The organism is Longibacter salinarum (genome assembly GCF_002554795.1).
In the GTDB taxonomy this organism is placed as follows: domain Bacteria; phylum Bacteroidota; class Rhodothermia; order Rhodothermales; family Salinibacteraceae; genus Longibacter; species Longibacter salinarum.
The window spans coordinates 221185-235190 of sequence record NZ_PDEQ01000004.1 but is presented as its reverse complement, the minus strand read 5'-3'; the positions used below and the strand labels follow the sequence as shown (position 1 = coordinate 235190).

At 59.9% G+C, this 14006-nt stretch carries 8 protein-coding genes and 1 tRNA gene; 3 read left to right on the top strand and 6 right to left on the bottom strand.

Going from position 1 to position 14006, the window contains the following annotated elements:
• The first annotated feature begins 333 nt into the window (after positions 1-333).
• A complete protein-coding gene (locus CRI94_RS09310; protein ID WP_098075425.1) occupies positions 334-3813 on the top strand; it encodes a chemotaxis protein CheB in 3480 nt (1159 codons plus the stop codon).
• Positions 3814-3915: 102 nt separating this feature from the next.
• Here CRI94_RS09310 and sucB read toward each other — a convergent pair whose 3' ends face one another.
• The 6 genes from sucB to CRI94_RS09280 all read right to left on the bottom strand — a co-directional run bounded on the left by sucB (position 3916) and on the right by CRI94_RS09280 (position 11464).
• Entirely contained in the window at positions 3916-5694 is a 1779-nt protein-coding gene (sucB, locus tag CRI94_RS09305; RefSeq protein ID WP_098075597.1) for a 2-oxoglutarate dehydrogenase, E2 component, dihydrolipoamide succinyltransferase, read from the bottom strand.
• Positions 5695-6085: 391 nt separating this feature from the next.
• On the bottom strand, positions 6086-8188 hold the full coding sequence (locus tag CRI94_RS09300; protein ID WP_098075424.1) for a sodium-translocating pyrophosphatase: 2103 nt from the start codon (positions 8186-8188) through the stop codon (positions 6086-6088).
• Between the two features lie 222 nt (positions 8189-8410).
• Positions 8411-8974 (bottom strand): aminoacyl-tRNA hydrolase, encoded by a 564-nt coding sequence (gene pth, locus CRI94_RS09295; RefSeq protein ID WP_098075423.1) that lies wholly within the window; start codon positions 8972-8974, stop codon positions 8411-8413.
• A gap of 235 nt (positions 8975-9209) precedes the next feature.
• Positions 9210-9878, bottom strand: coding sequence for a 50S ribosomal protein L25 (locus tag CRI94_RS09290; protein ID WP_098075422.1), 669 nt, complete (start codon positions 9876-9878; stop codon positions 9210-9212).
• Positions 9879-10128: 250 nt separating this feature from the next.
• Positions 10129-11076, bottom strand: a complete 948-nt coding sequence (locus tag CRI94_RS09285; RefSeq protein WP_098075421.1) for a ribose-phosphate diphosphokinase — start codon at positions 11074-11076, stop codon at positions 10129-10131.
• Between the two features lie 317 nt (positions 11077-11393).
• Positions 11394-11464, bottom strand: a tRNA-Gln gene (locus CRI94_RS09280).
• 368 nt (positions 11465-11832) lie between these two features.
• Between CRI94_RS09280 and CRI94_RS09275 the strand changes: the two genes are divergently transcribed.
• Together CRI94_RS09275 and CRI94_RS09270 are read left to right on the top strand one after the other, a co-directional pair.
• On the top strand, positions 11833-12633 hold the full coding sequence (locus CRI94_RS09275; protein ID WP_098075420.1) for an aspartate/glutamate racemase family protein: 801 nt from the start codon (positions 11833-11835) through the stop codon (positions 12631-12633).
• A gap of 435 nt (positions 12634-13068) precedes the next feature.
• Entirely contained in the window at positions 13069-13896 is an 828-nt protein-coding gene (locus CRI94_RS09270; protein WP_098075419.1) for a DUF4397 domain-containing protein, read from the top strand.
• Positions 13897-14006 lie beyond the last annotated feature (110 nt).

The window sequence follows — 14006 nt, the reverse complement described above, 5'->3', positions numbered from 1 at the left end:
TTGTTTGTACGGTCGCCGAACCCAATACGAGGGAGAATAAATCGTCCTGCACGGGGAAACCTGACTCCGACGTCGTACCCGGCAGCATGCAAACTACAGGCATTGCCGGACACTTTTCGGAGATCGTCGTAAGCACTTTACAGGGTGGATGATGCAGGTCTTCCGGTTTGGCTTGTTCCTGCAGGTTTTCCGGCGTATGTCGAAACGGGTACCTTTTTCCCTAATCCACTCTTACGTACTATCGATCATCAGGTCCGCTTTTCTTATTCGACGTGATTCATTTTCTCGTCGCTGCCGTTGGAAAGGGACATCCACCACCCTTCAGCGTCGATTATGTCCGAACGTCGTGTCTCATTTCCTGTCGTGGGCTTGGGAGCCTCTGCTGGCGGATTAAAAGCCCTTACGGCATTTCTGGCTGCTCTGCCGTCTGATCTTGGGATGGCTTTCGTTTTGGTGCAACATCTCGCTCCTGATCATGTCAGCGAGTTGCACCGGCTCCTGCGTTCTCACACATCCATGTCTGTCAATCAGGTGCACGGGAGCATCGAGCTGGCGCCCGATCACGTGTACGTCATCCCGCCCGGTCGATTGCTGACGATGGAGGAAACGTCGGAGGGCGTGCGACTTCTCGTCTCCGAGCGCATGGAAGATCGTCAGCGTCGCTTTCCGATCGATCGGTTTTTCCGTTCGCTCGCAGAGGTGCAGGGAGAGGACTCGGTGTGCATCATTTTCTCTGGGACGGGGACGGATGGGACCCTCGGATTGAAGGCCGTTAAGGAGGTCGCGGGTCTATGTCTCGTACAGGACCCGAACGAAGCCGAATACGACGGAATGCCACGAAGTGCTGTGGGGACGGGTCTGGTGGATGTGGTCGATTCTGTTCGTGGGCTCGCTCGCCGGGTCACGTCAATCGTACGTCGTCAGGGTCCGGCACGCATGGCGTCGGGGTCCGTCACGCTCGACGGAGAACACGAGGAGACGCTCCAGTCCGTGATCATCGAGCTGAAGCGGCAAACGGGACACTCATTCGGAGGATACAAGCGAGCCACCATTCTGAGACGTCTGGCTCGGAGGATGCAGGTCGCCGAAATTGACGATCTGCGTGACTATGTTGACCATCTTCAGCATCACCCGGGCGAGGTCCACGCGCTTTTCAGAGATCTCCTGATTTCCGTCACGAGCTTTTTCCGGGGGGAGGAAGCGTTTCATGAACTCGAGCGTCGGGTCATCCCGGAGATTTTCGAGGATCGAGTCTCCTCTGATCCCATTCGCGTCTGGGTCCCCGGATGTGCTACGGGCGAGGAGGCCTTTTCTATCGGCATGCTGCTTTTGGAGCAACGAGAGCGTCTGGGCGGTGGGCAAGCCATTCAAGTTTTTGCCACCGACGTTGACACCGATGCTCTGTCCTTCGCCCGAACGGGTCATTTCCCCGGGTCGATTGCATCGGACGTGTCTGCCGAGCGACTCCAGCGCTTCTTCTCGATGGAGCGCAACGGGTATGCGGTAAAGCAAGAGCTGATGGACATCCTGCTCTTCGCAGAACATAACCTGGCGTCCGATCCACCGTTCTCGAAGCTCGACCTTGTCAGCTGTCGGAACGTGCTGATCTACATGGGCCGAGCGCTGCAGGAAGACGTGTTCGCACGGATCCACTACGCGCTACAAGATACCGGTTTTTTGTTTCTCGGTCCGTCCGAGTCGCCCGACGCTTCCTCCAAACTCTTCCGGGCGTTCGATACGCGTCAGCACATCTACCAGCCGCTGGATGTCCCGGTATCCGCGACCACCAGTTTCCCGATCAAGCATCGACAGGCGGAATTTCCTAAGCGGTCAGAATCGGAGGAGCCAGCAACAGGCGTGCGTGGGTTGGCAGCCATGCATCGTTCTCTGGTGATCAACGAGCATGCTCCGCCGTCCGTGCTGGTGGACGAACACGGACATGTTGTTCACGTCACGGGGGACATCAGCCCCTACGTACGTCTTCGAACAGGCCTGGCGTCGTTCAACCTTCTAGACATTATCGTGCCCGGGTTGCGGCTCGTCATTCGCCCGGCTCTGTTCCGCGCGACGCAGGGACGCCGGACATCCATTATGTGGGAGGGGGCGTTAGAAGAGCACGCTGCCGAGCCCGAAGGTCGTCGGCTGGAGCCCGTCGATCGTTCCGATCGACCGTCGGCCCCGGATGCCGATGCACCGGAAGAGCCACCGGCCTCGGTTCTCCAGTCGCTGTCGATGATCAAGCAGGCGTTGGAGTCGGACGTTGAACGGTTGAAGCAAGCGACGCTGGAGCAGTTCGCGCGCCTTGAGGAGGCGGCCGAGGCGAACGAAGAGAATGATGAGAATGACAAGAATGACAACGGGAAAGCCGTCACGCGACTCGCCATTACCGTTGAACCGGTTAGAGAACGGAAGTCGAACAAGGGGTATGTGCTGGTGGTGTTTTCGACGAAGCCGCCGTCGGACTCCCCGAAACCGGACTGGCGGATCGGGCATCGCGAGCTCGGCGACCAGAGCCTCTTTGAGTCGATGGACGAGGAGTTGCGGGAGACGCAGCAGCGTATGCGTACGCTTCTCGAGGAATACGAGACGTCCACAGAAGAATTGCAGACCTCGAACGAAGAACTGCAGTCGATGAACGAAGAGCTGCGGTCCGCGACCGAGGAGCTCCAGGTTCGAAAGGAGGAACTGCAGTCGGCAAACGAGGAGCTATTGACCGTTAACGAAGAGCTGAGCAGTAAAATCGAGGAGGTTAAGCGAGTGAACTCAGACCTCGAAAATCTGATGGCAGCCACGAACATCGCCACGATTTTCCTGGATCGCGATCTCCGTGTCAAGCGTTACACCCCGCAGGCGTTGGACCTTTTCGACATTCAGGTGAATGGCCACGCCACGCCGATCGACCGGGTTTCGCACGTCGTCACGGGCGTCGACATTCCAGCAATGGTTCGTCGAGTCTTTGAATCGTTGCAGCCCCAGCGTCGCGAGGTTATGGCGGGAAAGGCCACCTACCTCATGAGCGTGCATCCCTACCGCACACCGGATGATCGGATTGACGGTGTGGTGATGACCTTTGTCAATATCACAGACCGCGTTGAATTGCGAGCTGAGCGTGATGAGGCGCATGAGACCAGCGCGCTGAAGTCGCAGATGATTGCAAACCTCAGCCACGAGGTTCGAACTCCGATCACCGCCCTACTCGGATTCTCCGATGCCCTGCGGGAGGAAGCACAGTCTCCAGATGCTCGTCGGTTCAGTGAGGTTATTTACAACAGTACGGTCCGGCTTCAGAAAACACTGGAGTCGGTCCTTCACTTTTCCAGGTTGGATGCCGGAAAAGAGTCGATTGAGCGTCAGGAGGTCGACCTGCTGGACGAAGTCCGCGGCATTTATTTGGAGCAGCGGGGCCGGGCGGGGAAGCAAGGGGTAGAACTTCGGCTCGATATGGAGGAGGTGGGAGAGACTCTGGTGTGCCAGACCGACGGTGGAGCATTGCAGCGAATCCTGCGCAATCTGGTGGGCAATGCCATCAAGTACACGCCGGAAGGAGGGACCGTCACGATACGCTGCATCCGGGGGCCACGTGGTTGTATGGTCGATATCGAGGATACCGGTATTGGCATGAGCCTCGATTTTCAGCGACGAATGTTCGATCCGTTCTCGCAGGAGAGTGCAGGACATGCACGGCAGTTCGAAGGTGTCGGGCTCGGGCTGACCATCGTTCGAAAGCTGACGGAGCTGATCGGGTCCACGCTGGAGGTCGAGTCCACGCCCGGCATGGGGACGCGGTTTACGCTCATGCTTCCGAGGGAATAAACCGGACCCGCCACACGGGGTCATGCAAACAGGCCGACGGGAGGGAATCCCATCGGCCTGTGCCGTACTGCTCAAATTTATCTCTCTGCGATCAAGCGAGGTTTAGAGAAGGTTGTCGTCCGGCGAAATCGACTCGAGTTCGTCCACGACCGTGTGGAGGAAGCTCGACCCCATCGAGCCGTCGATGATGCGGTGGTCGTAGCTCAGCGAGAGGTACATCATGTGACGGACCGCGATCACGTCGCCCATGTCCGGATCCTCCACGACAACCGGGCGCTTCTTGATGGCGCCGGTGGCGAGGATACCGACCTGCGGCTGGTTGATGATCGGCGTGCCCATCAGCGAGCCGAGGGAGCCGATGTTCGTCACGGTGAACGTACCGCCCTGCAGTTCGTCCGGCTGAAGCTGCTTGTTACGGGCCCGGTCAGCGATGTTCGCAGCCTTGCTCGCCAGGCCGGTCAGGTTCAGGTTGCCGGCGTCGCGGATAACCGGAGCCATGAGCCCTTTCTTGCCGATGGCCACGGCGATTCCGACGTGGTAGTCCTTCTTCATGACGATCTTGTCGCCTTCGACCGACGCATTCAGGACCGGGTGCTTACGCAGGGCTTCGACGGCGGCCTTCACGAAGAAGGGTGTGAAGGTGAGTTTGATGCCTTCGCGCTCTTGGAAGGCCTGCTTATTCTTCTCGCGGAACTTGACGAGGCCCGTCACATCGGCTTCGGCGAAGCTGGTGACGTGGGCCGAGGTCGCTTTGGAGCGGACCATGTGCTCGGCCGTGATCTTGCGCATCCGGTCCATCTCGACGATCTCGACGCGTTCGTCGTACCGCTGGCGGAGTTCGTCGGCGCTGGGGCCTTCCTCCACCTTGTAGCCGCTTCCGCCGCTCGGCGCCGGACGGCTGGGGCGCGGTGGGCGGCTCGGGGCCGTCGCCGGGGCAGCGGTCTCCGTTGCCGTCTGTGTGCCGCCGGCCTCGCGGGTTTCAAGGTAGTCGAGCACATCTTCCTTCGTGACGCGACCTTCGCGGCCCGAACCTTCGATGGACTGCAGCTCGCTCATGGACAGACCTTCTTCCTCCGCGATAGAGCGGACGAGAGGCGAGTAGAAGCTGCCATCCGGCCCACGACGTTCGATCGGTTCGCCTGAGGCTACGGCACCGTCTCCGGAGGTCGGAGCGCTTGCAGCTTCCTGTGTGGCTTCTTGCTGCGACTCGTCCGACGTGTCGGGAGCTGGTGTGCTCGGCTGTGGAGCAGCGGAGCCCGCTTCGGCTCCGATGACGGCGATCGGGGTGCCGACTTCCACAGTTTCACCTTCCTCCACGAGACGCTCTTTTAGAACGCCAGCGGCCGGGCTGGGCACTTCCGTGTCTACCTTGTCGGTACCGATCTCGAGGATCGTCTCATCAAGATCGACCTCGTCGCCGATCTCTTTGTGCCAGGCGATAATCGTTCCCTCGGTGATCGATTCGCCCATTTTGGGCATCACGATCTCGTGGTCTTCGCCTCCCGATGCGCCGGCAGAGTCAGCGTCGGCCTGCTCTTTGGCAACCTCGGTTGCTTCCTGGTCATCCACGGCCGCCTCTTGGTCTTCACCGGCGGAGTCTTCCGGTGCGTCGGACGGTTTCGCATCGACAGCGGCATCGGCTTCGGTTTCGATGCGGGCGATGATCGTGCCCACTTCGACCGTGTCGCCTTCCTCGACGAGGATGTCGGTCAGCGTGCCGGCCTCCGGAGAGGGGACTTCCGTGTCGACCTTGTCCGTGCCGATTTCCAGGAGCGTCTCGTCCTGCTCCACTTCATCTCCTGGCTGCTTATGCCAGACGATGACAGTGCCTTCGGTGATGCTTTCGCCCATTTTGGGCATTTCGACGTCAACCTTCGCCATAGTGGGGTTCGCTTGTGAAGCGTCAATAAGGTGGTACGGGAATGCGAAATCGCGATGCTGCAGAAGTAGGTCGCTCGTCGCGTCGCGGTGCATGCAAGGACGAACGACGTGCCGGACGTGCGCCGGGCTCTTACGGACGGGTCGCGCCGTGGTGCCACGGTTCTGTGAAACAGCACATAATGTCGATCAGGCGGAAAGGAGGGAGGCAGGAAGCGCTCCCAACCGTGGACGAAAGCCACGCCCGGAGTAATAAGGTACATACTGAGATGGGCAAAAAGAAACGGGGCAGGTGGAGCGGCCTGAGCCCTCCAGCCTGCCCCGGTTTCCTTCGGCAGAATACCCGGCCTCAGCAGCCGGGTTGCATCATTTTGCAGATGCGTCGTCGCTCGGCTTACGCGATCAGCGGTGCGATCACGAGCGAGACGACGGCGATCAGCTTGATCAGGATGTTAAGGCTCGGGCCGCTCGTATCCTTGAGCGGGTCACCGACCGTGTCACCCACGACCGAGGCTTTGTGCGCGTCGGAGCCTTTGCCGTGCTCGACGCCATCAACCGTGATGGTTGACTCGATGCGCTTCTTGGCGTTGTCCCATGCGCCACCCGCGTTGCTCTGGAAGATGGCGAACAGAACACCGGACACGGTCACGCCGGCGAGGAGACCGCCGAGCATGCTCTTGTCAACGAAACCAACGATGACCGGCACGAGAACAGCGAGGACGCCCGGGGCGACCATTTCGCGGAGCGCAGCCTTCGTCGAAATGTCGACGCAGGTCGTGTAATCTGGTTTCGCTGTGCCCTCCATGATGCCCGGAATGTCGTTCAGCTGACGGCCGACCTCGGTGATCATGTCACCGGCGGCCCGACCCACGGCGCCCATGGCCATGGCGCTGAAGACGTACGGGAGGACGGCACCGACGAGAAGACCTGCGAGGATCTTCGGCTCGGCAACGTCAATGTTCGGGACTTCGGCCTGCTGCATGAAGGCAGCGAAGAGCGCCAGCGCGGTGAGCGCGGCGGAACCAATAGCAAAGCCTTTTCCGATGGCGGCCGTGGTGTTGCCGACAGCGTCGAGCTTGTCGGTGCGCTCGCGAACTTCCGGCGGAAGCTCGGCCATTTCGGCGATTCCACCTGCGTTGTCCGAAATCGGGCCGTAGGCGTCGACGGCGAGCTGAATACCCGTGACGCTGAGCATGCCGACGGCGGCGATAGCGATGCCGTAGAGGCTGGCGTACTGGTTAGCGCCGATGATGCTGGCGGCGATGATCAGGGCCGGGATGCCGGCGGAGTACATGCCGACGCCGAGGCCGCTGATGATGTTCGTGGCGGTACCGGTGACGCTCTGCTCGGCGATGCCGATGACGGGGCGCTTGTCGGTGGCCGTGTAGTACTCGGTGATGAGGCCGATGAACGTTCCGGCCAGCAGTCCGATCACGACGGCGACGAAGATGCCGGTGCTGGTGTACGTAAAGGCGTTACCCGTGATCGGGTTGTTTGCCGTCCACGTTTCGGGCAGGAGCCACGTGATAATGAAGTACGACGCGATGATCATGATGCCGACGGCACCAAACTCACCGATGTTGAGACCCGTCTGCGGGTTGCCGCCTTCTTTTACTTTTACGAAGAAGGAGCCGATGATCGCGACGAGAATGCCGACCGCGGCGATAACGAGCGGAAGGAAGACCGCGGCCAGTTCAATCGTACCATCCGCAGTCTGAAATACGCCGGTGAAGGCCGTTCCGAGAACCATCGTACCGATGATCGATCCGACGTAACTCTCGAAGAGGTCCGCGCCCATGCCGGCGACGTCACCAACGTTGTCGCCCACGTTATCGGCGATTGTTGCCGGGTTGCGCGGGTCATCTTCTGGGATGCCGGCGTAGACTTTTCCGGCGAGGTCAGCGCCCACATCGGCGGCCTTCGTGTAAATACCGCCCCCGACACGTGCGAAGAGCGCGATTGACGAGGCGCCCATGGAGAAGCCGGTGATCACGTTGATAATTTTGATCGTGCTCCAGCCGAGATTGCTGTAGACGAGCCAGAGGACGCCGAGGCCGATGATGCCGAGGCCGACGACGGAGAGCCCCATGACGAGTCCACCGGAGAAGGCGACGTTCATGGCCGGGCTGAGGCCGGTCCGGGCTGCCTGCGTCGTGCGGACATTGGCTTTTGTCGCCACGTTCATGCCGATGAAGCCAGCAAGGCCGGATGCGAAGGCGCCGACGACGAACGAGATCGAGATGAGCCAGGACGAGTTGGCCTGTCCCATGTTGGCCACGGCGAGGATGGCTCCAACCACGACGACGAAAATAGCGAGGATGCGGTATTCGCGGTTCAGGAAGGCGCGAGCCCCTTCAGCAATGCTGTCCGCGAGGTCTGACATCAGCTCTGTACCCGTATCCTGCTTATTAATCCACTGCGTGCGGATAAAGGCATAGAGCAGCGCCACGACGCCAGTCGCGGGAGCTAAATATGTGATTAGTGACGTTGTGTCCATGAGTGCGAAACGTAAATCAGAGGGTGAAGAAAGAGTCGTGCGCCGCGGTGGGGTATTGGGTCGCGGAGCTACGGCGGAAAATAGGGTCGATGAGTTCGCCGCAGAGCGGAGTCAAAGTACAGGGCAACAATCTGGGTTGACAGCGATTCACCGGTAATTCAGCATGAAAACCCCTGCAACAGAAGCGCGAGGCCGGACGTCCCACCCTCCACTCCCCAAACCTCAATTATATCGGTTCATCGCTTCGTCAATGCCGTCCTCAACGAATGCGAGAGTAGCATTGCAGGCCGTGATGAGTGTGTCTTCGAGCTCCGCCTTCTGCTGGGGGGTGAAGGTCGACAACACGTAGTTGGACTGTCGTCCGGGCGCGAAGTCATTGCCGATCCCGATGCGCAGGCGTGGAATGTCGGTGGTGCCGAGCTGATTGCAGACGGATTCGATACCATTGTGCCCTGCGCTGGAGCCGCCGGGACGAAGCCGGATTTGCCCGACGTCGAGGTGCAAGTCGTCGTAAATGACGAGGATGTTGTCGGGGGCGATGTTGTTGTACCGTGCAATCGGTCGTACGGCGTCACCACTTCGGTTCATGAAGGTGAGCGGCTTGACCAGAAGAAGGGGGGCGTCTCCGTATCGTGTCTCGCCGCGCTCGGCGTCGTTCTTCGCCCGGAGATCGACGTTGAGTCGCTCGGCGAGGACGTCAATGACACGGAAACCAACGTTGTGACGGGTGCCGGCGTACTTCGGGCCGGGATTTCCGAGCCCGACGATGAGATGCTTAGAAGACATTTAAGTGTGAAGGTATGGAAGTATGGAAGTGTGAACGTGCAGACTTGAGTCCCTCATTCGGGGCAGGCCTGAATGCGGAATCTCTCGTCCAGAACCCGAAATGCTCAAGCAGTCCCTAGACGCACGCGTGGGGACGCAGCACGAAGCTACGTCCCCACGGGGCATGTTGTGATCGGATCTCACCGTCAGAGGGAGATCCGGGCGGGCCGGTCTGTACCGGCGCAGAGAAAGAGATTTACGCTTCTTCGGTCTCCTCGCCTTCTTCGGCACCTTCCTCGGCTTCTTCGCCTTCCGGAAGCTCTTCGCCTTCTTCGAGCTCTTCGCCTTCCTCGAGCTCTTCTTCTTCCTCGGTTGCCACGGCTTCGAGACGCGGGGCAACGACGGTAACGAGGGTCTGGCCCTCGGCCATTTTGATATCGTAGTCCGCGTCGAGGTCGTAGACGTGGATGGCATCGCCAATCTCGAGCTCGCTGATGTCGATCTCGATCATCGACGGAATATTCTCCGGCTTGACCGAAATCGTCATCTCGCGAACGACGATCTGCGTGTCACCGCCGTCTTTCTGACCCTGCGGCACACCCTGGTAGTTGATCGGAACCGTGAGCGTGATTTTCCGGCCCTCGCGGAGGACCTGGAAATCCGCGTGCTGTGGACGGTCCGTAATCGGGTGGAGGTCGTAGTCCTTCAGGATGCAGGGCCAGGTGTCCCCGTCCATCTGAATTTCGACGACATTAGCCGAACGGCTGTAGATGAGTTTGTTCAGGGCCGGTACGGTTACGGCGAAGGACACCGGGTCGGTTTCCGGGCCGTAAAGTACGCACGGTACCTGGTTGTTGGAGCGGAGGTCGCGGGCGGCCTTTGAACCGGTTTCTCGCGGCTGGGCCTCGATAGTTTTAGCTTCCATGTTTGTAAGACAATCAATCTTTATCAACTCGCAGCAGGACGGATGGGCCACACGCAGCGCAATGCGCGAACGCACTCCGCGGCTTGCAGCCGGGCGTCGGGCCGTACCCTGAACGCTCGCGACCGCACATTCCGGCAGGCGGAGAGCGGGTGTGCAGAATACGTCGTAGCCATTATGCCGGGGGCAAGTTCCGCGAAGTGTGCGTTAACGCGGGTACATGCCTCCGTTGGTAGATCGTTTGGGGCGTCGCTCAGTCTTTAAAGAGCGTCGACACCGAGCGGTCCGTGTAAATGTGCCGGATGGCTTTGGAAAAGAGTCCGGCGACTGAGACGACCTCGATCGATTCCGACGGCCGCTTCAGCGGGATGGTGTCGGTGATAATGAGGCGCTCCATCGGGGAGGCTTCGATGCGGTCGTATGCTGGACCGGAGAGCAGTCCGTGCGTGCAGGCGGCCATAATCTCAAGGGCACCTTTCTCGCGAAGTGCCCGAGCCGCACGCGTGAGCGTCCCGGCGGTGTCCACGATGTCGTCGATGATGACGACGTTCTTTCCCTCCACGTCACCGATGATGTTCATCACGCGCGCTTCGTTCTGTCGCGGGCGACGCTTGTCGATCAGCGCGAGGTTCACGCCCAGCTTCTGAGCGTAGGCGCGGGCCATCTTCAGCGCGCCGACGTCTGGAGCGACCACGACAAAGTTGTCGAGGTCAAACTGCTTCAGATAGTCGATCAGGACGCCTGAGCCATAGAGGTGATCAACGGGAACGTCGAAGAACCCCTGGATCTGCGGGGCGTGGAGCTCCATCGTAAGGATTCGGTCGACACCCGCGGTCGTCAGCATGTTTGCCGTTAGCTTCGCGGCAATGGACACACGGGGCTGATCTTTCCGCTCCTGGCGAGCATAGCCAAAGTACGGCATGACAGCCGTGACGCGGGCTGCGGAGGCGCGCTTGGCGGCATCAATCATGAGCAGCAGCTCCATCCAGTTATCTGCACTCGGATGCGTGCTCTGGATGATGAAGAGATCCGCACCGCGAATGGACTCTTCGAAGCGGACGTAGATCTCACCGTCGGCAAAGTCACGAATCGTGACCTCTCCGAGGGTGGTGCCGTACGATTCGGCGATCTTGCGGGCGAGGGCCGGATTGGAGCGGCCTCCGAAAATGGCGACGGGACTGTCCTTGCGGGACGTGCGCATGAGCTTCTGACGACGAGCGGTCGCTCGGTGGGGGCGGGTGGGTGGACGAGGCAGGGCGCCGCAGCAGCCGGACGGCTTCCGCGACAAAGGGGCAAACGAGCCACTAAAAGCATGCAACGTGGATGCGAAACCCAGTCGGGCTCCGCGTCCACAGAAGCAAAGCAAACACCGGGAGTACTCGTGAGGCGAGCGTCCCGCCTGTATTAGAGTACAAGTCCCTACGTCATCGTCAACCCAAACGGAGTGCGTTCCTCCTCTGGGACCAGAGCGACGGCTACCGTAGAGGTGCGAGCCGCCGTCGATGTACGCGTCAGATGTTGCCCGAGGTGGATTCGAACCACCACTAACGGCTCCAAAGGCCGCTGTCCTGCCATTAGACCATCGGGCAAGGATTTGCACGACGAGCGGGGAAGACGACTGTCCCGCAGCGTATCGCACGACTGTGTTTACAGTAATAAAATCTACACCGCGTGTCAACGGCGGACCCCCTATCGGGTTCATGAAGAGATGCTGACTTTCCCCGGCTTCGAGCATCTCCACAGTCTTATCATAAACGACCCGTGACGGTGGCAAAGCGATTTATCGGATGGAAAAAAGACACGGTTTGTGCCGGAAGAGTGAACCGTCTCTTCATTTGATGTGGTTTTCGGGGACCTCTACGTTCAAAGAACGGTTTTTGAGGCAGGTCTGACCGCCGGCGCTCGTTTGGTCGATCGTCGTTCATAGCGCTCCCTTCTTTCGTCCCAATATTTTAGCATGGAGGTTAAAGATAATGTCATCGGTGTGCTCGGGGGCATGGGCCCCGCCGCCGGCGTTGATCTCGTCAGCAAGATCATTGATCAGACGGACGCGCGAAGCGATCACGAGCACCTCCCGGTGGCGCTGCTCAACTATCCGGAGCGCATCATCGACCGCAGCACGTTTCTGTTCGATCAGACGGATCTGAATCCAGCGTTCGCGATGACGGAGATCCTCCGGCAGCTGGAGAGCGTCGGGGCGGTCGTCGCGGGCATTCCATGCAATACCGCCCACGCGCCGGCTATTCTCGACGTGGTGCAGGACGAACTCGACCGCACAGGGCATTCGATCCGCGTGATTCATATGATTGAGGAGACGGCAGCTTTTATGAAGTTGCACATGCCGCAGGTCGAGACCGTCGGTACGTTGTCGACGCTGGCGGTGTACGACCTCGGACTGCACCGGAAGCCGCTTGAGGCGGCCGGTTTTGACGTGGTCGTCCCGGACGATGATATCAAGGAGGAGGTTGTCAATCGCACGATTTTCGATACCGAGTTCGGCATTAAGGCGCAGACCAATCCGGTCACAGACAAGGCGCGCCAGAACCTCGTGATTGCCATCGATCACCTGGTAGAGAAGGGGGCAGACGCTGTCGTACTCGGATGCACCGAACTTCCGTTGGCACCGATGGTGGAGGAGCGAAGTGACGTTCTCCTGGTCGATCCAGCAGAGATTCTTGCTCGCGTACTTATTCGCGAGACGTACCCCGAGGCGCTGAAGCCGCTCGCCCAGCATTATGCCGCGCACGTGCCGTCGTGACCCGCCCGATCGCGATGGGTAGCGCGTATCTTATTGCATCGCGCAGGGCGGAGGCAGGCAATCGACCGTGATCAGTGACGGATCGCTCCGTGTTCGTATCGACTTCTTTGCTACTCGGGCGCAGCGGCACGTGGGTGTTCTCATGCACATCCGTGTACTACCAACGATGAATCGCCCGGCTGTATCGGGCTCGGCGATGAGTCTGGCGACAACGTTACCTCGTTGTCAATGCCATGGCGGGACCGAAAGGATCATCTGGTCCCTCATGAGATATGACGCATTCGCATTTGTACCCCAGAGGGTGCTCCCTGCGATCATGCAGGAAGCATAGTATGGCCGGGAGCGCTTCCGCTCACGTCGCCACCGTGGCGATGGGTTCGGAACGTGCCTCCAACGACTCAACACCTATTCTTTACCACAGGCTTTCTCTGATCTATGAAGAATGTACTTGCAGTCCTCTTCAGCATGCTGCTCGTCGTAACGCTGGTCGGTTGCGACAGCAACGATGACGACGACAACGGAGATGACACGACCCAGACCGCCCAGGTCCGGTTTGTTCACTCCTCTCCGGATGCGGGCCCGGTCGATGTTTTCCTGGATGATCAGGAGGTAGCGGGAGACTTCGCATACTCCGCGTCTCCGGTCAACGCATCGGATTACCTCGACGTCCCGGTCGGTACCGATGCGACGATTGAGGTTCGCGCGCAAGACGGTACGGTCGTTAATTCGGTGAGTGTCGACCAGGCCAATCTGGCAGCCGACGCCCGGTATACGGTGATCGTCGCCGGTGCGGTTGCGGCCACGACGGAGGCGCCAGAAGCCATTCTCCTTCGCGACCAGTTCCCAGATCTTGGTGCGGGACAGATCGGCCTTCGCCTCGTCCACGGTTCAGCGCTTGCCGAGGATAACTTTGCGAACGGCGTCGATGTATACATTGCGGAAGCCGGTCAGGACGACCTGAGCGGTTTGACCCCTCTTGTTGCCGACTTCACGTTTACGCAAGATACGGGTAGCCGTCTCCTCGGCACGTCCGGTGCGTTTGCGACGCGCGAACTAAGTTCGGGGCCGCAGCAGTCCGTATACGTCACAGCGGCTGGCGGCACGCAGCCAGCGCTCGAGGTCCCGATTGGTCAGGGGACGGGTGAGCTGCCGATCACAGAAGGCGCCTACGTCACCGGTATCGCAGCTGACATACCCACCGCAGAAGGTGGTTTGGCTGTCGGTGCGCAGGCAATCATCGAAGACGCTCCGTCGGACAACTAGTCCTGATGGATTTGGCTTGCGTCTGATGATTTAGACGCACGATGAGAAACGGGCTCCTTCCGGCAATCGGAGGGAGCCCGTTTTCTATGCGATGACCATTTGTCGCCGGA